This is a genomic window from Streptomyces sp. R41, assembly GCF_041053055.1.
Lineage (GTDB): Bacteria > Actinomycetota > Actinomycetes > Streptomycetales > Streptomycetaceae > Streptomyces.
In genome coordinates this window covers 1,719,939-1,745,688 of record NZ_CP163443.1, presented here as the reverse complement: position 1 = coordinate 1,745,688, position 25,750 = coordinate 1,719,939, and the positions used below count along the sequence as shown (strand labels likewise).

General features: G+C 70.4%; 29 protein-coding genes and 1 riboswitch. Of the genes, 14 read left to right on the top strand and 15 right to left on the bottom strand.

Going from position 1 to position 25,750, the window contains the following annotated elements:
* Positions 1-2 precede the first annotated feature (2 nt).
* Both AB5J53_RS08260 and AB5J53_RS08255 read right to left on the bottom strand, forming a co-directional pair.
* Positions 3-2,570 (bottom strand): FtsX-like permease family protein, encoded by a 2,568-nt coding sequence (locus tag AB5J53_RS08260; protein WP_369244958.1) that lies wholly within the window; start codon positions 2,568-2,570, stop codon positions 3-5.
* A gap of 7 nt (positions 2,571-2,577) precedes the next feature.
* Positions 2,578-3,489 (bottom strand): ABC transporter ATP-binding protein, encoded by a 912-nt coding sequence (locus tag AB5J53_RS08255; protein WP_369244957.1) that lies wholly within the window; start codon positions 3,487-3,489, stop codon positions 2,578-2,580.
* Positions 3,490-3,707: 218 nt separating this feature from the next.
* On the opposite strand from AB5J53_RS08255, the gene AB5J53_RS08250 reads away from it, so the two are divergent.
* Positions 3,708-3,947 carry a toxin-antitoxin system HicB family antitoxin gene (locus AB5J53_RS08250; RefSeq protein ID WP_369244956.1) on the top strand — a complete coding sequence of 80 codons (240 nt, stop codon included), beginning with the start codon at positions 3,708-3,710 and terminating at the stop codon, positions 3,945-3,947.
* Between the two features lie 4 nt (positions 3,948-3,951).
* Positions 3,952-4,326 (top strand): fic family toxin-antitoxin system, toxin component, encoded by a 375-nt coding sequence (locus tag AB5J53_RS08245; RefSeq protein ID WP_369244955.1) that lies wholly within the window; start codon positions 3,952-3,954, stop codon positions 4,324-4,326.
* Here the strand turns inward: AB5J53_RS08245 and AB5J53_RS08240 are convergent.
* From AB5J53_RS08240 to bioB, 4 genes are all read right to left on the bottom strand, one after another.
* Positions 4,321-5,001 carry a class I SAM-dependent methyltransferase gene (locus AB5J53_RS08240; protein WP_369244954.1) on the bottom strand — a complete coding sequence of 227 codons (681 nt, stop codon included), beginning with the start codon at positions 4,999-5,001 and terminating at the stop codon, positions 4,321-4,323. The genes AB5J53_RS08245 and AB5J53_RS08240 overlap by 6 nt on opposite strands.
* Positions 5,002-5,240: 239 nt before the next feature.
* A complete protein-coding gene (gene bioD / locus AB5J53_RS08235; protein WP_369244953.1) occupies positions 5,241-5,957 on the bottom strand; it encodes a dethiobiotin synthase in 717 nt (238 codons plus the stop codon).
* Position 5,958: 1 nt separating this feature from the next.
* Positions 5,959-7,248, bottom strand: a complete 1,290-nt coding sequence (locus tag AB5J53_RS08230) for an adenosylmethionine--8-amino-7-oxononanoate transaminase (protein WP_369244952.1) — start codon at positions 7,246-7,248, stop codon at positions 5,959-5,961.
* Positions 7,241-8,476: a biotin synthase BioB gene (gene bioB / locus AB5J53_RS08225; protein WP_369244951.1), complete on the bottom strand. Its 1,236-nt coding sequence runs from the start codon at positions 8,474-8,476 to the stop codon at positions 7,241-7,243. Before bioB ends, AB5J53_RS08230 begins: the two co-directional genes overlap by 8 nt.
* 160 nt (positions 8,477-8,636) lie before the next feature.
* On the opposite strand from bioB, the gene AB5J53_RS08220 reads away from it, so the two are divergent.
* A complete protein-coding gene (locus AB5J53_RS08220) occupies positions 8,637-9,761 on the top strand; it encodes an 8-amino-7-oxononanoate synthase (RefSeq protein ID WP_369244950.1) in 1,125 nt (374 codons plus the stop codon).
* Between the two features lie 12 nt (positions 9,762-9,773).
* On the opposite strand, the gene AB5J53_RS08215 is transcribed toward AB5J53_RS08220, so the two are convergent.
* The gene (locus AB5J53_RS08215) at positions 9,774-9,998 is read right to left on the bottom strand and encodes a DUF397 domain-containing protein (protein WP_369244949.1); all 225 of its coding nucleotides are present in this window, start codon (positions 9,996-9,998) and stop codon (positions 9,774-9,776) included.
* Positions 9,999-10,007: 9 nt separating this feature from the next.
* Complete coding sequence (locus AB5J53_RS08210; protein WP_369244948.1) at positions 10,008-10,865, bottom strand: helix-turn-helix domain-containing protein; 858 nt, start codon at positions 10,863-10,865, stop codon at positions 10,008-10,010.
* Positions 10,866-11,077: 212 nt separating this feature from the next.
* Between AB5J53_RS08210 and AB5J53_RS08205 the strand changes: the two genes are divergently transcribed.
* Positions 11,078-11,536, top strand: coding sequence for an ATP-binding protein (locus AB5J53_RS08205; RefSeq protein WP_369244947.1), 459 nt, complete (start codon positions 11,078-11,080; stop codon positions 11,534-11,536).
* An 8-nt stretch (positions 11,537-11,544) separates the two neighbouring features.
* Here the strand turns inward: AB5J53_RS08205 and AB5J53_RS08200 are convergent, their stop codons facing one another.
* On the bottom strand, positions 11,545-12,492 hold the full coding sequence (locus AB5J53_RS08200) for a LysR family transcriptional regulator (protein ID WP_369244946.1): 948 nt from the start codon (positions 12,490-12,492) through the stop codon (positions 11,545-11,547).
* A 125-nt stretch (positions 12,493-12,617) separates the two neighbouring features.
* Here AB5J53_RS08200 and AB5J53_RS08195 point away from each other — a divergent pair, with 125 nt between their 5' ends.
* Entirely contained in the window at positions 12,618-13,235 is a 618-nt protein-coding gene (locus AB5J53_RS08195; protein ID WP_369244945.1) for a LysE family translocator, read from the top strand.
* Here AB5J53_RS08195 and AB5J53_RS08190 read toward each other — a convergent pair.
* From AB5J53_RS08190 to AB5J53_RS08175, 4 genes are all read right to left on the bottom strand, one after another.
* Positions 13,189-13,707, bottom strand: coding sequence for a DUF6328 family protein (locus AB5J53_RS08190; RefSeq protein ID WP_369244944.1), 519 nt, complete (start codon positions 13,705-13,707; stop codon positions 13,189-13,191). The genes AB5J53_RS08195 and AB5J53_RS08190 overlap by 47 nt on opposite strands.
* Before the next feature lie 80 nt (positions 13,708-13,787).
* The gene (locus AB5J53_RS08185; RefSeq protein ID WP_369244943.1) at positions 13,788-14,261 is read right to left on the bottom strand and encodes a C40 family peptidase; all 474 of its coding nucleotides are present in this window, start codon (positions 14,259-14,261) and stop codon (positions 13,788-13,790) included.
* 3 nt (positions 14,262-14,264) lie between these two features.
* Positions 14,265-14,450, bottom strand: a riboswitch (cyclic di-AMP (ydaO/yuaA leader).
* A gap of 346 nt (positions 14,451-14,796) precedes the next feature.
* Entirely contained in the window at positions 14,797-15,102 is a 306-nt protein-coding gene (locus AB5J53_RS08180; protein WP_369244942.1) for a hypothetical protein, read from the bottom strand.
* A 7-nt stretch (positions 15,103-15,109) separates the two neighbouring features.
* Positions 15,110-15,745 (bottom strand): ATP-dependent Clp protease proteolytic subunit, encoded by a 636-nt coding sequence (locus AB5J53_RS08175; protein ID WP_369244941.1) that lies wholly within the window; start codon positions 15,743-15,745, stop codon positions 15,110-15,112.
* A 167-nt stretch (positions 15,746-15,912) separates the two neighbouring features.
* Here AB5J53_RS08175 and AB5J53_RS08170 point away from each other — a divergent pair, with 167 nt between their 5' ends.
* A complete protein-coding gene (locus AB5J53_RS08170; protein ID WP_028800395.1) occupies positions 15,913-16,191 on the top strand; it encodes a type II toxin-antitoxin system Phd/YefM family antitoxin in 279 nt (92 codons plus the stop codon).
* A 182-nt stretch (positions 16,192-16,373) separates the two neighbouring features.
* Here the strand turns inward: AB5J53_RS08170 and AB5J53_RS08165 are convergent, their stop codons facing one another.
* Positions 16,374-17,402 carry an ABC transporter permease gene (locus AB5J53_RS08165; protein WP_369244940.1) on the bottom strand — a complete coding sequence of 343 codons (1,029 nt, stop codon included), beginning with the start codon at positions 17,400-17,402 and terminating at the stop codon, positions 16,374-16,376.
* Positions 17,403-17,547: 145 nt separating this feature from the next.
* Here AB5J53_RS08165 and AB5J53_RS08160 point away from each other — a divergent pair, with 145 nt between their 5' ends.
* The 8 genes from AB5J53_RS08160 (at position 17,548) to AB5J53_RS08125 (ending at position 24,645) form a co-directional block, all read left to right on the top strand.
* Positions 17,548-18,177: a TetR/AcrR family transcriptional regulator gene (locus AB5J53_RS08160; protein WP_369244939.1), complete on the top strand. Its 630-nt coding sequence runs from the start codon at positions 17,548-17,550 to the stop codon at positions 18,175-18,177.
* A 131-nt stretch (positions 18,178-18,308) separates the two neighbouring features.
* The gene (locus tag AB5J53_RS08155; protein ID WP_369244938.1) at positions 18,309-18,611 is read left to right on the top strand and encodes an urease subunit gamma; all 303 of its coding nucleotides are present in this window, start codon (positions 18,309-18,311) and stop codon (positions 18,609-18,611) included.
* 16 nt (positions 18,612-18,627) lie between these two features.
* Complete coding sequence (locus AB5J53_RS08150) at positions 18,628-18,939, top strand: urease subunit beta (RefSeq protein WP_369244937.1); 312 nt, start codon at positions 18,628-18,630, stop codon at positions 18,937-18,939.
* Positions 18,932-20,653, top strand: a complete 1,722-nt coding sequence (locus tag AB5J53_RS08145; RefSeq protein ID WP_369244936.1) for an urease subunit alpha — start codon at positions 18,932-18,934, stop codon at positions 20,651-20,653. The genes AB5J53_RS08150 and AB5J53_RS08145 overlap by 8 nt, the downstream gene beginning before the upstream one ends.
* A complete protein-coding gene (locus tag AB5J53_RS08140; protein WP_369244935.1) occupies positions 20,653-21,327 on the top strand; it encodes an urease accessory protein UreF in 675 nt (224 codons plus the stop codon). The genes AB5J53_RS08145 and AB5J53_RS08140 overlap by 1 nt, the downstream gene beginning before the upstream one ends.
* A 145-nt stretch (positions 21,328-21,472) precedes the next feature.
* Positions 21,473-22,156, top strand: a complete 684-nt coding sequence (gene ureG / locus AB5J53_RS08135; RefSeq protein ID WP_369244934.1) for an urease accessory protein UreG — start codon at positions 21,473-21,475, stop codon at positions 22,154-22,156.
* Positions 22,153-22,911 (top strand): urease accessory protein UreD, encoded by a 759-nt coding sequence (locus tag AB5J53_RS08130; RefSeq protein WP_369244933.1) that lies wholly within the window; start codon positions 22,153-22,155, stop codon positions 22,909-22,911. Before ureG ends, AB5J53_RS08130 begins: the two co-directional genes overlap by 4 nt.
* Positions 22,912-23,049: 138 nt before the next feature.
* Complete coding sequence (locus AB5J53_RS08125) at positions 23,050-24,645, top strand: alpha/beta hydrolase (protein ID WP_369244932.1); 1,596 nt, start codon at positions 23,050-23,052, stop codon at positions 24,643-24,645.
* Positions 24,646-24,693: 48 nt separating this feature from the next.
* On the opposite strand, the gene AB5J53_RS08120 is transcribed toward AB5J53_RS08125, so the two are convergent.
* Positions 24,694-25,707, bottom strand: a complete 1,014-nt coding sequence (locus tag AB5J53_RS08120) for an NAD-dependent epimerase/dehydratase family protein (protein WP_369252112.1) — start codon at positions 25,705-25,707, stop codon at positions 24,694-24,696.
* Between the last annotated feature and the right edge of the window lie 43 nt (positions 25,708-25,750).

The window sequence follows — 25,750 nt, the reverse complement described above, 5'->3', positions numbered from 1 at the left end:
CATCATTCGTGCGCGATCGCCGCCAGCACGTTCATACGCGACGCGCGCAACGCCGGAAGCAACGCCGCCACGATGCCCACGACCGCCGAACCGACCACCACCGCGATGATCGTCGGCCAGGGGATGGCGAGCGACTTCATGCCCTGCAGCGCGAGTACTTGCTGGACGCACACACCCCAGACGATCCCCAGCGCCAGGCCGAGGACCGCGCCGAACACGGCGATCACCACCGACTCCAGGCGGATCATCCGGCGCAACTGGCGCCGGGCGAGCCCGATGGCGCGCAGCAGTCCGATCTCGCGGGTTCGCTCCACCACCGACAGGGCGAGGGTGTTGACGACGCCGAGCACCGCGATGACGATCGCGAGGCCGAGCAGCGCATACACGAGGTAGAGCAGTACGGCGATCTGATCGTGGATCAGCTTCTTGTAGTCTGCCTGGTCGAGGACCTTGGCCTGCGGATACGGGTCGAGCGTCTTCTCCAGCCGCGAGCGCAACTGATCGGCGCTGGTACCCGGGGCCGCGTTCACGTACAGCGCGGAGTCCTGTCCGCCGGGCACGTACTTCTCGATGGTGGCCATGCCGAAGTAGAGCCCGCCCTGCATTCCGAAGCCTTCGGCGGCGTCCTGGTCGGTGAGTGCCGCCACCGTCAGCTCGGTCTTCCGTTTGGCGGGGAATTCGACGGGGATCACGCTGCCGACGCGCACGTCGTGCTTCCGCGCGAACTTCAGGTCCATGGCGATGTGCCCGTCGCCGAGCGCTGCCGCGGTGTCTCCTTGCGCGTACGTGACGTGGGCGACGTCGTCGAGCCGCGGATCGTAGGCCGCGGCGGTCGTCTCGATCCGCTTGCCGTCCGGCAGCCGCACCGCGACCGGGGTGAACCGTTGGCGGACCACGAGCCCGGCGCCCTCCGTCCGGCGCACCTTGTCGGTGAGGTCCTGCGGGAACGGCACGAAGTTGCTGTTCTGGATCACGAAGTCGGCGCCGAGTGTCTTGTCGATCTGATGGTCGAAGGACTTGGTCATGGACGCGCTGGCCACGGACATACCGCCGACCAGGGCGAGACCCACCATCAGGGCGGCCGCGGTGGCGCCCGTGCGCCGCGGGTTGCGCAGCGCGTTGCGCTGGCTCATCCGCCCGACGGAGCCGAAGACCGCGGGGAAGGCCCCGCCCAGGACCCGGATGACCGGCCGCACCAGAAGCGGACCCGCGATCACCGTCGCGATGAGCGTCAGGACGACGCCGAGTCCCAGCAGGGAGGCGGCCGTCGAGGTCTTCGACGACGCGGCGCACCCCGCGAGCGCGGCGGCACCCAACGCGCCGACGACCGCGCCCACCATGGCGCGCACCCGCAACGGCCGTCCCACACCGGCGACCTCGGCGTCCGCGAGGGCCGCCATGGGGGAGACGCCCGCCGCCCGCCTGGCCGGGAGATACGCCGCCACGAAGGTGACGCCGACCCCGACGACGTACGCCGCGACGGGTGTCGCCCAGCCGATCACCATCTCGGTCGACTTGAGGTTCATGCCGAACGCGGTCATGAGCTTGATCAGGCCCAGCGCGAGCCCGATCCCCGCGGCGAGTCCGAGCGTCGAACCGACCAGACCGAGCAGCAGCGCCTCGGTGAGCACGGACCGGCGCACCTGACGCCGGTCGGCGCCCAGTGCGCGCAACAGGCCCAGCTCGCGGGTGCGTTGGGCGATCAGCATCGAGAAGGTGTTGACGATCAGGAAGACGCCCACCAGGACGGCGATTCCGGCGAAGCCGAGCATCACGTACTTGATGACGTCCAGGAATCCGCCCAGTTGGGCGGCGGCGGACTTGGCCTGCTCCTCCGCGGTCTTCAAGTCATAGGTCTTCGTGCCGAGTTCGTCGGCGATCCGCTGCTTGAGCTGGGCGTCGCTGACTCCTGGCGCCGCGTCCACGGAAATGCTCGTGGCGGCGGCCGGGCTGCCGAGCAGTCTGGTCTGTGCGGTCGGGGTGTCGAGGAAGATCAGCGCGGCACCGGGGTTGGTGGTGGTGAAGGTGGCGATCCCGACGATCCGCACCTTGAAGGGGCCGGGCTGCGCCTGGACCGTCAGGGTGTCGCCGATGCGGACGTGCTTCTTCTTGGCGGTGTCCGCGTCCAGAAGCGCCTCGCCGCCGCCCTGGGGCTCGTGGCCGGAGGTCAGCTTCACCGGACTGCGCTCGGTGACCTCCCAGTTGGTGACGATGGTGGGGGCGCCCGTGGTCGGACCGACCGACTCGTGCTTGCTGTCGACGACCGTGGCGTTCTCCACCGCCGCGTCCACGTGGGTGGCGGCGACGCCGTCGACCTTCGTCAGTCGGTCGGCGAGCGAGGCGGGCACGGTCTGGGTGGCGCCGGTCGGGATCTGCGAGCTGAGGTCGTTCTTCGGCTCCACGGTCACATCGGCCGAGGTGGAGGCGAAGAGCCGGTCGAAGGTCCGGGTCACCGTGTCCGAGAAGATGAGGCTGCCCGCGACGAACGCCACGGACAGCACGACAGCCAGCGCCGAGAGCAGAAGCCGCCCCTTGTGCGCGAGAAAGCTCCGCAGAGTCGCCTTGAGCACGCCCGCCTCAGTCCTTCTCGAGGGTTACGTCGCCGGAGTCGCCGTCGGGAGTCGCGGCGCCGGGGCTGCCATCAAGCAGTACGTCACCGGAGGCACCCGCAGGGGTCGTCCCGTCGGGTCCGCCGCCCCCGCCGTCGAAGGTCACCCGGATGGTGTCGAACCGCTTCATGCGCTCCAGCACGGCCTCCGCCGAAGGCCGCTCCATCTCGTCCACGATCCGCCCGTCGCCGAGGAAGAGCACGAGGTCGGAGTGGGCGGCCGCGCCCGGGTCGTGCGTCACCATCACGACGGTCTGGCCCAGTTCATCGACCGCCTCGCGCAGGAAGCCGAGCACTTCGAGACCCGCGCGGGAGTCGAGGTTGCCCGTCGGCTCGTCCGCGAAGATCAGCTCGGGGCGCGAGGCGAGCGCGCGGGCGCAGGCGACACGCTGCTGCTGGCCGCCGGACAGCTGCGCCGGCCGGTGCTTCAGCCGGTCACGCAGACCGAGCGTGTCGATGACCTGGTCCAGCCACTTCTGGTCGGGTTTCTGGCCCGCGATGTCCATGGGCAGCGTGATGTTCTCGGCCGCGTTGAGCGTGGGGATCAGGTTGAACGACTGGAACATGAAGCCGATCCGGTCGCGGCGCAGCCGGGTCAGCTCACGATCCTTCAGCCCCGTGATCTCGGTGTCGCCCAGCCACACCTGTCCGGCCGAGACACTGTCGAGCCCCGCCAGGCAATGCATGAGGGTGGACTTCCCGGACCCCGACGGGCCCATGACCGCGGTGAAGCGGCCGCGCGCGATGTCCACGTCGACCGAGTCGAGCGCGAGCACCGTCGTCTCGCCCGAGCCGTACGCCTTCGTCAGGCCGCGGGCGCGGGCGGCGATCCCCTCCGCCTCCGCGCGGCCGACGGCACGCTCCGCAGCAGGTGTGGACAAGGCCGCCTCCTAGGTGATGGACGTCCCGACTCCCTTGTCCGGCCGAGCCTAATGTGAGCCGAGGCACACTCGGTATCCCCCCGAGGTGCCGCGCGTCCTCCGCCCCAGGTTGTGCCCCTGATACCCGTGTAAGGGGCACTCTCCACCGGCGCTCTCCACCTTCGTCTCCACCCGAGGCCCTCTTGCCGGTGCTAGCAATTCGGCGCTAGCTTCGAAGCATGGCGAAGACTCAGCTGAACGTACGGGTGGACGAGGGCACGGCCCGCGCCGCCCGCGAGCGAGCCCTGGAGCGTGGGATGAGCGTGAACCGCTATATCGAAGAGCTGGTCAGACAGGACACCGGAGAGGTGGGCCACACGTTCGTGGAGGCCGCCGCCGATTTCATGAAGCAGTACGAGTCCGTCTTCGCCGAGGAATTCGGCGCGGAGCGCGAAGGCACACGCGAAGGTCGTCGTTGATCCCTTGAGCAGTCTCAGAGTCGACCTTGCCTGGCTCCTCATGATCGCCGAACAGAAGACGCCCGGAGATCCCCAGGTCACGGACTGGGGAGCCCTCGTCGCCGCCGTCAGCCGGCACGAGGCCGAGATATTCGGCATTCCCGTCTACGACAGCCCGCACGCCCGCGCCGCCGCGCTGCTCCAGCTCCTGCTGCACGTACCGGCGCTCGAGCGCTCCAACGCGATGTTCGCCTCGGCCGTCGCGTACGCCTATCTCGTCGCCAGCGGCTTGAAGGTCGTCACCTCTCCCGAGCAGGTGCGCGAACTGGCCCGCCTGGTGAAGGGCGGCGACGCGACCGTGCACGACATCGCGCAGCAACTGCGCCAATGGAGCCTATGAGGCCGGGCGCCACGCCGTGCCCAGCACGCAGTACGAGGTGGGCAGCCGCGGCCCCTTCTCGGGCATCAACATCCGCCGGTAGGGGCCGAGTTCGAACCCGGCGTCGCGCAGCGCCGCGATCGGGTCGCGGGCCAGATGGCAGCCGCCGTTCAGCCGCGGCCACACCGTACGGTCCAGGCCGCGCTGGGTGTACGCCATCGCGCGCCCGCCGCCCTTGCCGTGCTCGAAGAACCGCAGGGTGCCGCCGGGACGCAGCACGCGCCGCAGTTCGGCGAGGGCACGCGGCACATCGCGCACGCTGCACAGCACCAGTGAGACCACGGCCGCGTCGAACGCCTCGCTCTTGACCGGCAGAGCCTCCGCCGCGCCCGGCACCACGTCGACGGGCACGTCGGAGCGAAGGGCGGCCTCCACGGCCAACTGCCGTAGCAGTCGCTCGGGTTCGATGGCGACGACCTCCGAGACGGTGCTCGGATAGTGCGCGAAGTTCAGACCGTTGCCCGCGCCGATCTCGATGACCCGCCCGGACAGCCCGTCGAGCAGCCGCTCGCGCACCCCGCCCATGCCCAACCGCGTCTCGGCGGTCACGCTGATCCGGGCGTAGTAGCGGGCGAACAGCGGATGGTGCACGGGGTCCCGTGTCACCTTGCCGGAGTCGGCTGACCTGAGCGGCATGACGGACCTCCCGGGAGGACGTTCCTTACCGTGATTGTCCCCCCAGGACGTCCGACACACGCGTTGCGCGTCAGTGGCAGGCGATGAAGTCGCGCACCTGTTCGTAGACGCCGTAGGCGTTGTTCATGCCGGTGTGCGAGGGAAGGGGTGAGCGTTGTGGTGCGGGTCGTCGGCCGCCGGTTGTCCGTGGCTGGTCGCACAGTTCCCCGCGCCCCTGACGGGGGGAGCTCCCGGCGTCTTCACCAGGCGTAGGCCGACGCGAAGGCGTTCGCGTCCCAGCTTCCGCCCAGTCGGGGAGCCAGCCAACTTGACGCACTCGCACGGAACTCGTCGGGGGTGTGTGCCCCGGCGCCCGCCGGCACCGCACCGAGCAGTGGTGCGCCGGACACGGTCGGCAGGTCCGCGAGGTTGCAACGGGACGCCAGGTCCGCGTCGTCGGGCCAGCTGCCGATGACCACACCGGCGAAGTCCAGCCCCCGGCGCAGTAGTTCCTGAGCCGTCAGTTCCGTCGTGTTGAGCGTGCCGAGCCCTGCCGAGGCGACCACCAGTACCGGTGCGTCGAGGAGGTGCGCCGCGTCCGCCAAGGTGCCGCCCTCGTCGTCGAACCGTACGAGCAGGCCGCCCGCCCCTTCGACCAGCACCAGGTCGTGCTCGGTGGCCAGCTTGGCCGCGGCCTCTGCCACCTCACGCGGACGCACGGCAGGCAGACCCGCCCGCCGGGCAGCTGTAGCGGGCGCCAACGGCTCGGGATACCGGGCGAGTTCGAGCGTGGTGACGGTGCCCGCGAGCCGGGCCACCTCGTCGGCGTCGCCTCGCTCGTCCGGACGTACACCGGTCTGCGCGGGCTTGAGCACGGCCACCGAGCGTCCGGCCGCGACGGCCACCGCGGCGACGGCGGCCGTCGTGACCGTCTTGCCGACCTCCGTGCCCGTGCCCGTGATCACCAGTACCGGCATGTCATCCCTCCCGCGCCGCCGCGCACACCGCGCTCGCGATCCGTGCCACGTCGCCGTCGCTCGTGACGTACGGCGGCATCGTGTAGACGAGGTCGCGGAACGGCCGCAGCCACACGCCCTCGCGCACGGCGGCCGCCGTCGCCGCCTTGATGTCCACCTCGTGGTCGAGCTGGACGACGCCGATGGCACCCAGGACACGTACGTCACGAACCCCGGGAAGTTCCGATGCCGGAGCCAGTCCCTCCCGCAGCCCCGACTCGATGCGCTTGACCTCGGTCTGCCAGTCCTGCCCGAGCAGCAGGTCGATCGAGGCGCACGCCACGGCGGCGGCCAGCGGATTGCCCATGAAGGTCGGCCCGTGCGCGAGCACCGGGACCTCACCCCGCGAGATGCCGTCGGCCACGCGCGAGGTGCACAGCGTCGCCGCCATCGTCATATAGCCGCCGGTCAGCGCCTTGCCGACGCACATCACGTCCGGCGTGACGCCCGCGTGTTCCGCCGCGAACAGTGCGCCCGTACGGCCGAAGCCGGTCGCGATCTCGTCGAACACGAGCAGCACGTCGTGCGCGTCGCAGGCCTCCCGCAGCACGCGCAGGTACGCGGGGGAGTGGAACCGCATCCCGCCCGCGCCCTGCACCACCGGCTCCACGATCACCGCGGCCAGCTCGTCGGCGTGCCGCTCGATCAGCTCGCGCAGCTGATCGGCGTACGCCTCCTCGTAGGCGACCGGCGGCGGATCGGCGAACACCTGGCGCTGGAGCACGCCCTGCCACAGCTCGTGCATCCCGCCCTCGGGGTCGCACACCGACATCGGCTGCCAGGTGTCCCCGTGGTAGCCGCCGCGCCAGGTCAGCAGCCGCTGCTTGCCGGGGCGGCCGAGCGAGCGCCAGTGCTGGAGGCACATCTTGACGGCGACCTCGACCGAGACCGAACCGGAGTCGGCGAGGAAGACGTGCTCCAGGCCCTCCGGCGAGATGTCGACAAGGCGCTTCGCCAGCCGAACGGCGGGCTCATGGGTGAGCCCGCCGAACATGACGTGGCTCATGCGCTCCAACTGGTCGCGCACCGCGTCATTGAGGACCGGGTGGTTGTAGCCGTGGATGGCCGACCACCAGGACGACATGCCGTCGATGACTTCGGCGTCGGTTCCATCGGCCGTGCGCAGGTTCAGACGAACCCCGCTCGCCGACTCCACGACCAGCGGCTCCTGGCGGCCGGGCATCGGCCCGTACGGATGCCAGACGTGCCGCCGGTCGAGGTCGAGCAGTTCCTCCACGGACAGGTCAGGCATTGGGCGCGAGATCCGTTCCGGCACCTCGGCGGCGTACGGCGACGAGATCCGTACGGGCGTCAGCGGGCTTCTCCGCGGAGGCCGCGGGAGCGACTGAAGCGGAGCCGCACACCGCGCCCCCCTCGTGGGACCCGCACCCGGCACTCTCGTGCGAGCCGCACCCGGCTTCCGCGTGCGATCCGCATCCGGCCTCCGCGTGTGACCCGCACCCGCCACCCGCCGAAACCCGGTGCTCCGGCAGCGTCACCTCGCCCGCGCCCTCCACCTCGAAGCCGGCGTCCGCGATCATGTCCAGGTCGGCCTTGCCGGCCTGGCCCTCGCTGGTGAGGTAGTCGCCGAGGAAGATCGAGTTGGCCAGGTGCAGGGCCAGCGGCTGCATCGTGCGCAGATGGACCTCGCGGCCGCCCGCGATGCGGACCTCGGCATCGGGGCAGACGAAGCGGACCATCGCCAGGATCCGCAGACAGCGCTGCGGGGTGAGGTTCCACTCCTTGGCGAGCGGGGTGCCCTCGAAGGGGATCAGGAAGTTCACCGGAATGGAGTCCGGGTCGAGCTCGCGCAGGGCGTAGACGACGTCGACGAGGTCCTCGTCGGACTCGCCCATGCCGGCGATAAGACCCGAGCAGGCGGACAGCCCCGCCGCGTGCGCCTTCTCGACCGTGTCCACCCGGTCGGCGTACGTGTGCGTGGTCGTGATGTCCCCGTACGTCCCCTCGGACGTGTTCAGGTTGTGGTTGTACGCGTCCGCGCCCGCCTCGCGCAGCCGCTCGGCCTGGCCGTCGGAGAGCAGGCCGAGGCACGCGCACACCTCGACGTTCTCGTGTCGGTCCTTGATCGCCTTGATGGTGTCGGAGACCCGGTCCACGTCACGGTCCGTCGGACCGCGCCCGCTGGCCACCAGACAGACCCGCTTGGCGCCCCCGGCGAGCCCGGCCGCCGCGGCCTGCGAGGCCTCGTCGGGCTTGAGCCAGGTGTACTTCAGGATGTCGGCCTTGGAGCCGAGCCGCTGCGAGCAGTACGAGCAGTCCTCGGGGCACAGGCCCGACTTGAGGTTGACGAGATAGTTCAGTTTCACCCGTCGGCCGAACCACTGCCGGCGTACCTTGCCGGCCGCGGCCACCACGTCGAGCACATCGTCGTCGGAGGTGGCCAGCACGGCCAGAGCTTCGTCCCGGGTCGGCAGCTCGCGCCGAAGCCCCTTGTCCACCAGCGTGTTCAGCAGGTCCATGAGATCCGATCCTGGCCTATGCGACCGCTCTCGGCCAAGGAGAGTTTGCACAACAGAGACGGTTCGACGTGTGGGTATTGCCACATCATGGGCTGCCGGACCGGCCGCTAGGGTCTGTGCACTGCCTACAAAACACCCACCACCAAGGCCCGGAGGACACATGGCGTTCGGCTGGATCGACGAGCAGGCCGAGGCGCGCCGCCGGGCCGGACTCGTACGCACCCTGCGCCCGCGCCCCGCCGACTCGCCGCTCCTCGATCTCGCGAGTAACGACTACCTCGGTCTCGCCCGCCATCCGGAGGTCACCGAGGGCGCGGCACAGGCCGCGCGCAGGTGGGGCGGCGGCGCCACCGGCTCCCGGCTCGTCACGGGCACCACCGAACTGCACGGCGAGCTCGAACGCGAGCTGGCCGACTTCTGCGGCTTCGAGTCCGCGCTCGTCTTCTCCTCCGGATACGCGGCCAATCTCGCCGCCGTCACCGCGCTCGCGCCGCACGGCTCGCTCGTCGTCTCGGACGCGGGCAACCACGCCTCGCTGATCGACGGCTGTCGGCTGGCCCGCGGCACCACGCAGGTCGTCGCGCACGCCGACCCCGACGCCGTGCGCAAGGCGCTCGGCACCCACGAGGGCCCCGCCGTCGCCGTCTGCGACACGGTCTTCTCGGTGGACGGGGACGCGGCGCCGCTGTCCGAACTCGCCCTCGCCTGCCGGGAGTACGGGGCCGGACTGATCGTCGACGACGCGCACGGGCTGGGTGTGCTGGGCGACGGTGGCAGGGGCGCGCCGCACGCGGCGGGGCTCGCGGGCGATCCGGACGTCGTCGTGACCGTCACGCTCTCCAAGTCGTTCGGCAGCCAGGGCGGCGCCGTCCTCGGCCCCGCCCCGGTCATCGACCACCTGGTCAACGCGGCGCGCACCTTCATCTTCGACACCGGTCTCGCGCCCGCGGCGGCGGGCGCGGCCCTCGCGGCGCTCAGGCTGCTGCGCCGCGAGCCGGAGCGTGCCGCTCGGGCGCGCGCGGTGGCGACGGCGTTGCACACCCGTCTGACGGCCGAGGGTCTGGAAGCGGTACGACCGGACGCCGCTGTCGTCTCCGTGCGTGCGTCGTCCCCCGAACGGGCCGTGCGGTGGGCGGCCGACTGCCGTGAGGCGGGACTCGCCGTCGGCTGCTTCCGGCCCCCGTCCGTGCCCGACGGCATCTCACGGCTGCGGCTGACGGCCCGCGCGGACCTCACCGAGGAGCAGATCGAGCACGCCGTGCGCGTGATCAGCCAGAAGCGGTGAATGGGGTGGCGGTCAGCTCAGTCCGGCGATGAACCCCTCCCAGGCGGCAGGAGGGAAGAGCAGGGCGGGACCTGCCGTGTTCTTGGAATCGCGCACGGCCACCAGTCCCGACCAGGGGCCCGGTCCGGGGCGTGCCGTCTCCACGCAGTTGTTCATTCCCGTACTGCGGCTGCTGCGCAGCCATCGCACGTCGTGCAGTGAAGTACTGGAAGGTACGTACCGAGGCAGTGCAGACATGGTGCCTCCTTACGCGCCGTCACCAATCACGGCGATGTAATCCAACGAGTCCTCGGGCGAAAGGGCGTGGATCTGAAGGGCGTTGAAGGCCTCGCTGTAGGCCTGAAGGTCTTCTTTCCGTTCGAGGTAGAGGCTACTCGTCAAGTGGTCGAGAACAACCACATCCAGATCAGTTGTGTTCGGAAATGAGAAGATAACGAAAGGCCCGGTGACCCCGATGTGTGCTCCGGCGGCGAACGGCAGTACCTGAAGCCGCACTTGAGGCAGCGTGGCGGCCTCCCGCAACCGCTCCAGCTGGCGTGCCATGACCTCCGGTCCGCCGACCTCCCTTCGTAACACCGCTTCGTCCAGGACCGCGCTCAGTTCCAGCGGCGGATTCGAACGCAGCACGTCCTGGCGGGCGAGGCGCACCTCGACGAGCGCGTCGAGCTTGCCGTCCTCCAGTCCGTCCACGGCGGCCTGCGTCACCGCACGGGCGTACTCGGGCGTCTGCAGCAGCCCGGGCACGACGGAGGTCTCCAACGTGCGCATCCCACTGGCCTGCGACTCCAGGCTGATGAAGTCGCGGTATGTCGGCGGCAGCACCCCGCGATAGGCGTGCCACCAGTGGTGCCGTCCGTTGCCCTCGGAGCCCGCCAACACGACCAGGAGGTCTCGTAATTCGGGGTCCTCGACGGCGTACGCGTCCAGCAGCCGGCTTACGTCCGCCGGCTTCACCCCGCTGGTGCCGGTCTCGATCCGGCTCACCTTCGACTGATGCCAGCCCAGGAGGCGGGCCGCCTCACCACTCGTGAGGCCCGCATCGGCGCGCAGCGCGCGCAGTTCGGCACCGAGCTTGCGGCGGCGCACCGCGGGACCGTGCTGCATGGCCGTACTCCTTACTCCTTCCGAGCCGCCCAAATACGGTCTGCCGTCGCAGAGTTCACCGCTTCGAGCGACAGATATATGCATATCTTGGTGGATCGCACCCGTGACCGGCCCGGTGATGGCAGTCTGGCGCGAAGCACCAGTCCGGGACCGTACTCGAACCATCCGCTCCGTGTCGGACTCCGGTCCCGTGGGAAAGGGACGACGTCGCCATGGCAGATCACCAGGAAGCATCCGTCACTCTGCCGAGCGATCCCGCCTCGGTCTCCGCGGCCCGGAAATTCGTCGCCGACGTGCTGGCCGAATGGGGCCTGCCGTGCGACTCCGAAGTCGCGGACACCGTACGCCTGATCGTGTCCGAACTAGCCACCAACGCCGTCCAGCACACTTTCGGGCAGTCGCCCACCTTCACGGTGGACGTCCGGCTCGACCGAGACGAACACCTGCGCCTCGGCGTCACCGACAGCCACCCGCGCTTTCCGAAACGGCTGCCCGCAGCCGTCCAACAGGACAACGGCCGCGGCATGGTGATCATCCGCTGGCTGACCGCCGAGTGCGGCGGCAGACTCACCGTCCGGCCGACCCGGGAGGGCGGCAAGACCGTCTCCATCGAACTGCCGTGGACGGCACCGGTCCAGCCGGTGGCGGCCGGGGGACCTCAAGAGCCTTGAGGAGCGGCTCAGTTGTCGTGTCTGTGCTGCCCGGTGTCGTGCCGGTATTGCCCGGCCCGTCCGAAAGCACCGCGCAGCAGGGCACGGAAGGCATCGGCCGCGGGTGCCGCCTCGTCGGTCCGGTGGACGACCGAGATCGTACGGCGCAGATCTCCCGGTTCCAGCAGCCTCGTCCCCACCGGTGTGGCCGCGGTCGTGGCCACCATCTCCGGTACGACCGCGACCCCGAGCCCGGCGCTGACCAGCGCGCACACCAGGGCGTACCCCGGTGTCTCGACCAGCACGGCGGGGGTGGCCCCGGCCCGGGCGAGCGCGGCCTCCACGCCCTGCCGGGCCGGAAGGTCCGGGGCCATGCTGATCAGCGGCTGCCCGGCGAGCTCGGTCAGCGGCAGCCGCGCCGAGCCGCCCGCGAGGACATGCCCGGGAGCGGTCACCAGCACCAACTCCTCGACCAGGACCGGCTCCGCGCGCACGGACGAAGGCAGCGGTACGGGGGTCGAGGGCTCGTAGGTGTGCGTCAGGGCCAGGTCCACCTCACCCGCCGCGACAGCCGAAACACCTTCGGGCGGCTCGTAGTCGGCCACCGCGAGCTCCACGTCGGGATGTGCCCGGCGAAAGGCGCTGAGCACCGGCGGCAGCAGATGGATGCCCGCCGTCTGGAAGGTGCCGAGCCGCAGCGTGCCGCCCGACAGGCCTGACAGGCGCGCCAGTTCGTGGCGGGCCCGCTCCATCTCGTCGAGAATCCGGCGGGCCCGCGCCACGAGCAGCTCGCCCGCCGCCGTCAGCCGCGCCCCGCGATGCGACCGCACCAGCAGGGTCGCGCCCGCCTCCCGCTCCAGCTTCGCCAGCTGCTGGGAGAGCGCGGGCGGGGTGTAGCCGAGGCGCTCGGCGGCCCTGGTGATCGACCCCGCCTCGGCGACCGCCACCAGCGCCGCGAGCCGCGTCGGGTCGTACATCGTGCCCCTCCTGCTGCCCGGGGCTCCCCAGGCTCTGGGCTGACCCGGGTATAAACGATTGCTTAAGGCTCACCCAGGATATTCGACATACCTGCTGAAGGCCCGGCGGAGGCACTCTGGTGCTCATGGACGCACAGCTCATCGCCTTCACGGGGGTCGCAGCCGGCATGGTCGCCATGCCGGGAGCGGACTTCACCGTCGTCGTACGCAACGCCCTGGTCTCACGCCGGTCCGGAGTCGCGTGCGCGCTGGGGATCACCGGTGGGCTGCTCCTGCACACGGCGCTCGCCGTCGCCGGGGTCGCCGCGGTCCTCACCGCCGTACCCGCGCTGTTCCGGGCGCTGCAACTGCTCGGCGGCGCCTATGTGCTGTATCTCGGCGTACGGACGCTGCGGTCGCTGGGACGGCCGCGCGAGGCGGTGGCCGAGGAGGCGGGGTCCGATGCGCGCCCGCTGCGGCAGGGCTTCGTGACCAACGCGCTCAATCCCAAGGCGCCGATCACCTTCCTCAGCCTGCTGCCGCAGTTCGTGCCGGCGGGCAGTCCGGCGATGCCCCGGACCCTGCTGCTGGCGCTGATCGTGGTCGTCCTCGCGCTGCTGTGGTTCCCCGCGGTGGCGCTGTTGGTGGACCGGCTCGGCCGGTGGCTGCGCAGGCCGCGTGCCGCCCGGGCCGTCGAGGCGGTCACCGGCACCGCGCTCACGACTCTCGGTCTGGTGCTTCTGCTGGAGCCTCTGAGGGGCTGACACCACGCTGCACGAGCCGGGGGAGCAGGCCCCACAGCCCCAGACAGACGGCCAGCGTGCCCGCGCCCGCGGCGATGCCGGCGCCGCGACCCAGCGTCACGTCCACGACGAGGAGCACCGATCCGGTGAACGCCAGCATCAGCACGTACAGGCCGATGTGGGCCAGCCGGGAGGAGACCCGCACGATGACGGGCTTCACGTTTTGCTGGAACAGCGCCCGATGCAGGGCGGCGGGGGCCGTGAACAGGGCGGCGGCCAGCATCGAGAGCAGCAGTGTGGTGACGTAGGTGGCGCGCTGCACGGTGTCGAGGGACGGGAAGCGCTGTGTGAAGGCCAGGGTCAGCAGGAAGGCGAAGAGGATCTGCACCCCGGTCTGGGTGACGCGCAGCTCTTGGAGCAGTTCCGCGAAATTGCGGTCTGCGCGTTCGAGGCGCGTCTCGTGACGTGCCGCGGGGTGAGGTTGCTCGGCCATGGTGCACGAGTAACCGGTTCCGCCCGCTTTCACGCCCGGAGGGGGTGACGGCGGCGTGCGCCGTCACCCCCTCGGGCAGGTCAGCTGACCCGGCCGTACCAGACGCTCTTCGTCCAGATCTTCTGGAGCTTCACGACCTCCCCGGTCTTCGGGGAGTGCCAGATCTTTCCCTTCCCGGCGTAGATGCCGACGTGGTACACGTTCCGGCCCGAGTGGAAGAACACGAGGTCTCCGGCCTTGCGGTGCGAGGCGGAGATGTGATGCGTCTTGTTGTACTGCGCCGCGGCCGTACGAGGCAGCTTCTTGCCCGCCTTCTTGTACGAGTAGAGCGTGAGCCCGGAGCAGTCGAAGCGGCGCGGCCCCGCGGCGCCCCACTTGTACGGGGAGCCCTTCTTGGAGGCCGCGATCTGAAGTGCCTTCGTCGCAGGCGTGGCCGCCTCGGCGTCGGATGCGACGCCTGGGACCACGAGGCTGCCGCCCACGGCGGCGATGGTGAGAGCCGAGGCCGTACCGGCCCTGGTCCACAGCGACGGGACACGATTGAGCGCAGTCATGCGCAACCCTTCGTCAGCCGCCTGTGAAGGATGACCTGTCGGATTCGGGCTGGCGAAGTAGCCCGGCCGCGTATGCGGCTTCACCCCAAGGACCGCCCGGATCTCTCCGGCGGCCCGTCGTGCTGGGTCCTCCACTCCTGCCGATCCACTTCTGTCGACCGGACATCCGGGCGGCGGCAGGACTCGGCGTCCGCCCGGACCGCCCCGCCGCTGCGGCGGGGGCTTGTCGTCGGAAGGGATCTTCACGCATGAGTGTCGGAAAATCCGAGCGGAATCGGCGGTTTGTGGTGTTAGTCACCACTCACCCGTTCGGGTGGACACCCCTCAGTTCGAGGGGGTGTTGAGGAAGTCGACCATGCCCGTACCTGCAACGGAGGACTTCATTTCGCCTCTGTGCTACGCGCATTGCGCAACTTTTGCGCGTTCTTGAAAGGACCCGCGTCTACTCCATCAGGGGGTACGCCATTTGGTCCGTTTGAAACCCGGGCCGGACGTTCGCCGGCTCGACGCGTGCCGCGGCCCGGGTGTCCCTGCGTCAACTGCCGGAGTCGGGGGGCAGGGTGACGCGCGCCGCCCGCCGCTCGCCGTCGAGGACGCGCAGGGCCTGTGCCAGGGTCGGGGCGTGCACCTCGCTCTCGCCCCGCTGGTGCATCAGCGCGAGGGCGTCACGCAGCGCCGTCGCCTTGCCGACCAGTGCCTGAGCGGCCCTCAGGCCGCGGTAGGTGTCCCCGGGGCGGGCCGGGTTGATGCGGCCGAGCAGATCGACCACGTCGAGATAGCGGTCGATCAACTCGGCCTCGGCGCGCGTCAGCGCGGGCAGTGGGGGCAGGTCGGGGATCATCCGGCGATCACCTGGCGCCGGGCGCGGTGCGGGAGGCCTTGCGGCTCGGGATGATCCGGTCGACCAGTCCGTACGCCACCGCCGCCGGCGCGTCCAGGATCTTGTCCCGCTCGATGTCCGCGGCGACTTGCTCCGGACTCTGCCCCGTGTGCCGTACGAGCATCTCCTCCAGCAGCTTCCGGGTGCGCATCAACTCCTCGGCCTGGATGGCGAGATCGCTCGCCTGCCCCTGGATCGGTTCGGGTGTCGACGGCTGGTGGATGAGCACGCGGGCGCCCGGCAGCGCGAACCGCTTGCCCGGCGTACCGCCGGCCAGCAGCACGGCTGCGGCCGACGCCGCCTGCCCCAGGCAGACCGTCTCCACGTCGCAGGTGACGAACTGCATCGTGTCGTAGACCGCCGACATCGCGCTGAACGAGCCGCCGGGAGAGTTGATGTACAGGGAGATGTCCTGGTCGGGGGCCAGGTACTCGAGGTGCATGAACTGTGCCATCACGTCGTTCGCCGAGGTGTCGTCGATCGGCGTCCCGAGGAACACGATCCGCTCGTCGAGCAGCTTCGAGTACGGATCCAGGGTCCGGTGCCCCGCACTGGTCCGTTCGGTGAACTCGGGCAGGACATAGCGGGCGGACGGGCTGTCCATGGCGCGTGCCTCCTCTGATCGACATCTGTAAAAAATGTACAGGACGTACGCTCTCTGTAGGGGTGCCCTCGCTGACAGCGAAATGCCCCGCGGGGTGAGATGCGGCGGATCCGAACGAGATCGTCCGCTCTGCGGGGGGTGCCGGTGGCCGGTCTAAGCTGGACGGCATGGCCTACGAGATTCCGGTGACGCAAGCCAGGGCTGAGCTCGCCGATCTGATCAACCGCGTGGTGTACGGCGGTGAGCGCGTCGTCGTGACGCGGCACGGGAAGCCCCTCGTCGCCCTGGTCTCCGCCGCCGACCTGGAGCGCCTCGAAGAACTCCAGGACCCCGCGGACGAGCAGGTGATCAGCTCCCTCTCCAGCGTCCGCGAGGTCGCGTCTGCGCCGCGCGAGCGACAGCGGTTCGGCATCGCCGCGGAGCACCGGGGGCCCAGCGCCTCGTAGGCGCAAGGCGGTTCACCAGAGACGTAGAGACTGAGAAGCGGAGAGACCCGGAACCGCAGAGGCCGGAATTGCAGAGAGTCGAAACCCCAGAAGCTCCGAACCGCAGAAGCAAAGAGACCGTGCGCCCCCGTCCGCTACTGCGGGGGCGCACGGTCCGTTCCGTGGGCGGTCGGCTCAGGCGGTCAGCTCACCAGGGCGGGCTTCCGCTCGGCGACCGCCTCCGTCGTCGTCCGGTCTCGCTTGAGCGTGTTGCCCAGCAGGACCGCGCCCAGGCCGAGCACGGCCCACCAGGTCAGGGTCAGCGCCGGTCCGGTCGCGGCGGCGCCGTCGAAGAACGACACCGAGCGCATCAGTGACGCGCCCGCGCCCGGCGGCAGCCACTGGCCGATCGTCCCGACAGGCTCGGGCAGCATCTGCGGAGGCGAGGACGCCGCGGAGAACGGGTTGCCCAGCAGCATGACCACGAACGCGCCGAGCCCGATGCCGGGAGGGCCGATCAGCGCCCCGAGCCCGGCGACAGCGGCGCCCACGGCCAGGGTCGACAGCCCGAGCGCGGCGGCTTCCGCCCACCAGTTGCCGGTGAAGACCCCCAGCCAGCTGTGTGCGAGCGCGGCCGCGACCACGCCGACCAGAGCCGCGGCGCCGACCAGTGCGGCGACGGCGCGTGCGCCGCGCAGTCCGAGCAGGGTCACGACGGATCCTGCGGCGATGCCGACCAGCGCGAGCGGCAGCACGCTCGCGCCCAGGGCCGCGCCGCGCGGATCCTTCGCGGGGGCGGGCACGACATCGATGGTCGTCACCTTGGTGCCCTCGGGGGCTTGCCGGGCCACCGCCTGTTGGAGCAGCTGGGCGACGAGCGGGCTCGCGGCGGTGGCGGTCAGCAGCTTGGGTCCCTGCGCGGTGACGACGACCGCGCCGTATACGGTCCGGTCCTCGATGGCGTCCCGGGCGGCGGCCTCGTCGGCGTAGCGATGGATCTCGAAGGCGCCCTGGTGCTGCGACAGTTGCTTCTGCATCTGTGCGGTCGCGGTGGCGGGGCCCGCCACACCGAGCGGAAGATCACGGGGTGCCGTGCGGGCGGCGGGCCATGCGAAGGCCCAGAGCGCCAGTGCCACCAGGGTTGGGACGAGCACGATCACGGCGACCATGCGGCGGCCGTGCGGCAGTGGGGGTGCTGCGGTGGCGGCGGGCGTAGCGGACGTGGCGGACATGATCTCCTCGCTTCGATGCCTCGATCTGTCGATCTGTCGATCTGTCGAGTCTAAAAAGAAGGATCGTTCGTTTTGCGATCGGCCCTCACTGTCCTGCCGCCATGCCGCCTTGTCAAGAAGGAATGTTCGTTTTACGTTTGCTGTCATGGCCCGCGTATCCCAGGAACACCTCGACGCCCGTCGCCGCCAGATCCTCAACGGCGCGGCCCTCTGCTTCGCCCGCAATGGCTTCCACGCCACGTCGATGCAGGACGTGCTCAAGGAGGTCGACCTCTCCGCGGGGGCCGTCTACCGCTACTTCAGCGGCAAGGAGGAGCTGATCGGCGCGATCGTCGCCGAGGTGCTGGAGACCGTGCGTGTCACCTACGAGCGTGCGGCCCAGGAGAGCCCGCCGCCGCTGCCGGACGTGCTGATCCCGAGGGTCATGACGCAGATACAGGAGGTGAAGCCGGGCAAGCTGGACAACGGCGATTGGGTGTTCCCGCGGCTGATGATCCAGGTGTGGACCGAGACCCTGCGCAACGACGAATTGTCGGTCCTGATCACTGCGGGATACGACAAGGTACGCGCCGCCTGGGCGAAGCTCGTCGAGAGCTACAAGGCCGCGGGGCTGATGCCCGAGGAGGCCGACGCCGACGCCATGGCGCGCACGATGATCGCGCTCGCGCAGGGGTTCGCGGCGCAGATGGCCGTCTTCGGCGCCGCCTCGCCGGAGATCCTCCGGGACGGTCTGCGGGCCCTGATGAGCATGCGGGAGTCCGCCGCCCGGCCGTGAAGGGAGCACAGGCTGGTTAACGTCCTTGAAACTCCGGCCAACTACCGTGCGCATCCATGCCACCAGGGGTTTTGGTGGCTGCGGCCACCGGGCCCCGCACGGTCCGGAGCGAGGATGTGAGGTGGGACGCCGTGCAACTGACCCCGCACGAGCAGGAGAGGCTGCTCATTCATGTGGCCGCCGACGTGGCCGAGAAGCGGCGGGCCCGCGGGCTGAAGCTCAACCACCCCGAGGCCGTCGCCCTCATCACGTCGCACATCCTCGAAGGCGCGCGTGACGGCCGTACCGTCGCCGAACTGATGTCCTCCGGACGCAAGATCCTCACCCGGGACGACGTCATGGCGGGCATCCCCGAGATGATCCACGACGTCCAGGTCGAGGCGACCTTCCCGGACGGCACCAAGCTCGTCACCGTCCACGACCCGATCGTCTGACGGGGGAGCGAGAGCCATGATTCCCGGAGAGATCCTGTTCGCCGACGGACCCGTCGCCTTCAACGAAGGCCGAGAGGTCACCCGGCTGACCGTCCTCAATGCCGCCGACCGGCCCGTCCAGGTCGGCTCCCACTACCACTTCGCCGAGGCCAACCCCGGTCTGGACTTCGACCGCGCCGCCGCGCGCGGCAAGCGGCTCAACGTCGCCGCCGGCACCGCCGTGCGCTTCGAGCCGGGGATCCCCGTCGACGTCGAACTCGTTCCGCTCGCCGGCGCCCGTGTGGTTCCCGGACTGCGCGGTGAGATTGGAGGTGCCCTCGATGCCTGAGATCTCGCGTGCCGCGTACGCCGATCTGTTCGGACCCACCACCGGCGACCGCATCCGGCTCGCCGACACCGATCTGCTCGTCGAGATCGAGGAGGATCGCAGCGGCGGCCCCGGACTCGCCGGTGACGAGGCGGTGTTCGGCGGTGGCAAGGTCATCCGCGAATCCATGGGTCAGGCGCGCGCTACGCGCGCAGACGGCACCCCGGACACGGTCATCACGGGTGTCGTGATCATCGACCACTGGGGAATCGTCAAGGCCGACGTCGGCATCCGCGACGGCCGGATCACCGGCATCGGCAAGGCGGGCAACCCGGACACCATGGACGGTGTGCACCCCGACCTGGTGATCGGTCCGGAGACGGAGATCATCGCGGGCAACGGGCGGATCCTGACCGCGGGCGCCATCGACGCGCACGTGCATCTGATCTGTCCGCAGATAGCGGACGAGGCGCTCGCCGCCGGGATCACGACGCTGGTCGGCGGCGGCACGGGTCCCGCCGAGGGCTCCAAGGCGACCACCGTCACGCCCGGCCCCTGGCACCTGGCCCGGATGCTGGAGGCGATGGAGGAGTACCCCCTCAACTTCGGTCTGCTCGGCAAGGGCAACACGGTCTCGCACGAGGCGATGTACTCGCAGATCCGGGGCGGCGCGCTCGGCCTGAAGATCCATGAGGACTGGGGCTCGACGCCCGCGGCGATCGACGCCGCGCTCACCGTGGCCGACCGTACGGGCATTCAGGTCGCCATCCACACCGACACCCTCAACGAGGCCGGCTTCGTCGGTGACACGCTCGCCGCGATCGGCGGGCGCGGCATCCACGCGTACCACACCGAGGGTGCGGGCGGCGGGCACGCGCCGGACATCATGACCGTGGTCTCCGAGCCGCACGTGCTGCCCAGCTCCACCAATCCGACCCGGCCCTACACCGTCAACACGGCCGAGGAACACCTCGACATGCTGATGGTGTGCCACCACCTGAACCCGGCCGTCCCGGAGGACCTGGCCTTCGCGGAGTCCCGGATCCGGCCCTCCACGATCGGGGCCGAGGACATCCTGCACGACCTCGGCGCCATCTCGATCATCTCGTCCGACGCCCAGGCCATGGGCCGCGTCGGCGAGGTCATCATGCGGACCTGGCAGACGGCCCATGTGATGAAGCGGCGGCGGGGGGCTCTGCCCGGCGACGGGCGCGCGGACAACCATCGCGTACGTCGCTATGTCGCCAAGTACACGATCAACCCGGCGCTCGCGCAGGGACTCGCCCGCGAGGTCGGTTCGGTCGAGAAGGGCAAGCTCGCCGACCTCGTGCTGTGGGAGCCCGCGTTCTTCGGGGTCAAGCCGCATCTCGTCATCAAGGGCGGGCAGATCGCGTACGCGCAGATGGGCGACGCCAACGCGTCGATTCCGACGCCGCAGCCGATTCTGCCCCGCCCGATGTACGGGGCCATCGGGCGGGCCCCGGCCTCGAACTCGTTCAACTTCGTGGCGCCGCTCGCCATCGAGGACGGGCTGCCGGAACGGCTCTCGCTCGGGAAGCGGTTCGTCGCCATCGAGTCGACGCGTGGAGTGACCAAGGCCGACATGCGCGAGAACGACGCGCGGCCGCGCGTGCGGATCGACCCCGACAGCTTCGCCGTGCACATCGACGGGGAGCTCGTCGAGGCGACTCCGGCCGCCGAACTGCCCATGGCCCAGCGCTACTTCCTCTTCTGATGTCCCGCGCAGCACTGCTCGTCCTGGCCGACGGCCGCTTTCCCGCCGGGGGGCATGCCCACTCCGGCGGGGCGGAGGCGGCCGTCAAGGCCGGACGGATCACCGGGGCGGCGAGTCTGGAGGAGTTCTGCCGGGGGCGGTTGCACACGGCCGGGCTCGTGTCGGCCTCGCTCGCCGCGGCGGGCGCGCTCGGCGTCGATCCGGCGGCGTTGGACGCCGCCGCGGACGCCCGTACGCCGTCGCCCGCGTTGCGGGTCGCCGCGCGCAGGCTCGGACGGCAGTTGATGCGGGCGGCTCGGGCGGCGTGGCCTTCGGCGGAACTCGATGCGGTGGCTCGGGAGTTTCCCAAGGGGGCGCATCAGCCGGTAGTGCTGGGGGTGGCTGCTCGGTCCGCTGGGCTCGGGGCGGAAGATGCCGCGTACTGCTCGGCCTACGAGGCGGTCAGTGGGCCGGCTACGGCGACGGTGCGGTTGCTGAGTCTGGACCCCTTCGACGCGACCGCGGTTCTCGCCCGGCTCGCGCCGGAGTTGGATCTGGTGGCCCAGGCCGCGGCCGACGCCGCTCGCAGAGTGGTCGACGACGGGGTCGATGCGCTGCCCGCTGCTTCCGCTCCGTTGCTGGAGATCAGTGCGGAGGCGCATGCGGCTTGGCCTGTACGGCTGTTCGCGTCGTAGGGAGTTTGCCGCCCCCGCCGCCCCAACCCATTCCCGTCCCCTGGGGCTCCGCCCCCAGACCCCCCGTATCGGCCTTGACGGCCGCGTCCTCAAACGCCGGACGGGCTGAATACTTGACCCCCGGCCGGAAAATGGAGCCGTAATCATGCACCTCGACCACGATCACTCCCACGGCGGTGCCTCCGCCGTCAGTGCCGATGCCCATCGTGCCGACGGCGCGCGTCGTGCTCTTCGTATTGGGCTCGGCGGACCCGTGGGCTCCGGGAAGACGGCCACCGTCGCCGCGCTCTGCAAGGCGCTGCGTGACGAGTTGTCCCTGGCGGTCGTCACCAACGACATCTACACGCGGGAAGACGCCGAGTTCCTGCTGCGGGAGGCCGTGCTGCCGCCCGAGCGGATTACCGCTGTCGAGACGGGGGCCTGCCCGCACACCGCCATCCGGGACGACATCTCCGCCAACCTCGAAGCGGTCGAGGATCTGGAGGACGAGGTGGGGCCGCTGGATCTGATTCTGGTGGAGTCCGGGGGCGACAACCTCACGGCGACGTTCTCCAAGGGGCTGGTCGACGCGCAGATCTTCGTCATCGATGTGGCGGGCGGGGACGACATTCCGCGCAAGGGCGGGCCCGGTGTCACGACCGCCGATCTGCTCGTCGTCAACAAGACCGACCTCGCGCCGTACGTCGGCTCCGATCTGGGGCGTATGGCGGCCGATGCGAAGGCGCAGCGTTCCGAGCTGCCGGTCGTCTTCCAGTCGCTCCGGACCGAGGCCGGGGTCACGGACGTCGCCGAGTGGGTGCGGGAGCGGCTCGCCGCGTGGACCGTATGACGACTGCGGGAGTGCGGGCCACCGCGCGGATCTCGGCTCGGGACGACGGGCGGGGTGGGACCTCGCTGCCCGTGCTGGAGGGGGACGGGCCGCTCGCCCTGCGCCGTACCCGGGCCGGCGGCTGCGAGGCGCGCGTCATGCTCGTCGGCGCGATGAGCGGTCCGCTCGGCGGTGATCACTTCACCGTCGAGGCGGAGGTGGGGCAGGGGGCGCGGCTGCACGTCGGGTCGGCCGCCGCCACCATCGCGCTGCCGGGGCAGAACAAGGGGGAGGCGCACTACGATGTGCGGCTCCACGTCGCCGACGGGGGAGAACTGTGCTGGCTGCCCGAGCAGTTGATCTCCGCGGGCGGTAGCGAACTGTACGTCTCCTCGCGCATTGACCTCGACGAGGGTGCTCGGCTCGTCTTCCGGGAGGAGCAGGTACTCGGCCGGGTGGGTGAGGAACCCGGGCGGCTCACCAGCCGTCTTACCGTGCGGCTCGGTGGACGGCCGTTGCTGGACCAGGAGTTGGCGTGCGGGCCTGGTGCGCCCGGTGGGTGGGACGGGCCCGCCGTCCTCGCGGGGCATCGGGCTCTGGGGCAACTCGTCGTCGTGCGGCCGGAGTTCGAGAAGGAGCCGGCGAGGGCGCGTCTGCTGGGGGAGTATGCGGCGCTCACGCCGCTCGTCGGGCCGGCCGTGCTGGTGACCGTGCTCGCGCCCGACGGGCTGCGGCTGCGGCGCGTGTTGGACGAGACGCTGCGGATGTTCGGCTGAAAGACGGCCTCTCCGCTCAACGGAACAGCGGATACCGGCTATCGGATTAGTAAAGAAGGCCGGTCACATCTGTTCTCAGGGACCTCATAGCCGAAAGGATCCCCGTACCAATCGCAACGAGGTACGGGGAGGTCCCACTTGAGGTCCATGAGACCGTCGAGACGGGTGACAGCGTTCGGTTCGGCCGGAGCGCTTGTCACGGCGACCCTGATAGCCGGAGCCGTGGCGGCCCCGTCGGCCACCGCCGACTCACGCCACGGTCAGAGCCGGGAGCAGCGCGGAGCGGCCATCGCCGCGGAGCGGGCCGCCAAGGCCGGGATCGACTGGCAGGACTGCCCCGCGGACTGGGGCTTCGAGAAGCCGATCCAGTGCGGCTGGGTCAGCGTGCCGCTCGACTACGCCCACCCGAACGGCAAGCAGATCAAGCTGGCCGTGGACCGCATCGGGAACACGGGCACCAAGGAGGAGCGCCAGGGCGCTCTCGTCTACAACCCGGGCGGCCCCGGTGGTTCGGGCATGCGCTTCCCGCGCCGCGTGACCACCAAGAACGCCATCTGGGCGAACACCGCCAAGGCGTACGACTTCGTGGGCTTCGACCCGCGCGGTGTGGGCCACTCGGCGCCCATCTCCTGCATCGACCCGCAGGAGTTCGTGAAGGCGCCCAAGGCCGACCCGGTCCCGGACACGGAGGCCGACAAGCTCGCCCAGCGCAAGCTGGCCGCCGAGTACGCGGACGGCTGTGCCGAGCGCAGCGGCGACATGCTGCCGCAGATGACCACGCCGAACACCGCACGCGACCTGGACGTCATCCGGGCCGCACTCGGGGAGAAGAAGCTCAATTACCTGGGCGTCTCGTACGGTACGTACCTCGGCGCCGTCTACGGCACGCTCTTCCCGGGCCACGTCCGGCGCATGGTCGTCGACAGTGTCGTCAACCCGTCGCGCGAGAACATCTGGTACCAGGCCAACCTGGAGCAGGACATCGCCTTCGAGGGCCGCTGGAAGGACTGGGAGGACTGGGTCGCCAAGAACGACGCCACCTTCCACCTCGGCGACACCCGTGCCAAGGTGCAGGACCAGTGGCTGAAGCTGCGCGCCACGGCGAAGCAGAGCCCGCTGGGTGGCGTCGTCGGCCCCGCCGAGCTCATCTCCTTCTTCCAGAGCGCCCCGTACTACGACTCCTCGTGGGTGCCGGTCGCGACGGTGTTCAGCAAGTACGTCGCCGGTGACACCCAGGCGCTCGTCGACGCCGCCGCGCCCGACCTGTCGGACACCGCGGGCAACATCGCCTCGGAGAACGGCAACGCCGTCTACACGGCCGTCGAGTGCACGGACGCCAAGTGGCCCACCAGCTGGAAGAGGTGGGACCGGGACAACACGCGGCTCAACAAGGACTACCCGTTCATGACGTGGGCCAACGCGTGGATGAACCTGCCGTGCGCCACCTGGCCGGTCAAGCAGCAGACCCCGGTGGATGTGAAGACGGGCAAGGGGCTGCCGGCCGTCCTGATCGTGCAGTCCACGCGTGACGCCGCCACTCCGTACCCCGGCGCCGTCGAACTGCACAAGCGCTTCAAGGGCTCCCGCCTGATCACCGAGAAGGACGCGGGCTCGCACGGCGTGACCGGACTGGTCAACCCGTGCATCAACTCCCGGGTGGACGCCTACCTGCTGACCGGTAAGACGGACAGCAGCGACGTGACGTGCACGCCGCACGCCACGCCGACGCCGTAGTCGTCATCAAGTGACGGAGGGGCGGCCGGAGTTCCGGCCGCCCCTCCCTCATGTCGTCAGCCAGGCGTCCTCCGCCGCGTAGTCGAAGAGATCCCCGTACGCCCGGAGCATCGCGGGATACGCCACGCGCCAGTCCCGCCCGGCGAGTTGACGTTCGATCGAGGCGACCGTCTCCGGGAGTGTCTCGGCGTACCGGACCACCGGGCGGTATCCCAACTCCCTTTCGGCCGCGGTCATGTCGCAGATCACGGGATGCGGAACCGACCAGGGCGTGTCGCCCACCGTGGGGGCAGGAGGGGGGCCCTCCACCAGGATGTTCTCGCTCTCCACGCCCATCACACCGTCGATCGCCGCGCCGATCTCCGCCACCGTGGGCGCATCGGGGTCACAGGCGTTCAGGACGCGCGATCCCGGCCGCGCGGCCGCCAGGCGGACCAGCTCGGCGAGGTTGTGGACGCTCGCCGGATGAAAGCGGCTCCTGCCGCCGAAGGGGAGGATCCGCCTGCGCCGGCCGTCGAGGTTGCGCTTGACGAAATACAGCTCGCGGGGCGAACGGCAGTACGGGCCGTGGATGGCACCCGCGCGCAGCAGGGTCGTCGGCAACTGGCCGCCCAAGGCGAGGAGTTCGCGTTCCAGGGCGACCTTCCGGCTGCTGTACGTGTCGTCACCGGGCCGCACGGTGCGCTGACTCTCCGGGATCGGCACCGGATACTCCGGGAAGCCGTCCGGCTGCGACTGCGTGTCGAAGCCGCGCCCGCTGTCGTCCTCGTACACCGACACGCTGGAGATCACCACGGCCGAGCCGACGCGATCGGCCAGGCCCGTCAACTGCCGTGCGTGCCCCGCTCCGTAGGCGACGATGTCGACGACCACGTCGCAGCCGTCGCCGATCACCGAGGCCGGCGCCGCGTCGTCCTCGCGGTCGAGTCGTGCGCTCCGTACGTCCTTGGGCCAGGTCTCGTCCCGGCCCCCGCCACGTGACGCGGCCGTCACGTCCCAGCCGTCCCGCACGAGCGCACCCACGGCCGCCCGCCCGATCTGTCCCGTCGCCCCGATCACCACAGCTCGTCTCATGACGGGACCGTACGGCGGCGAGCGCATGGTC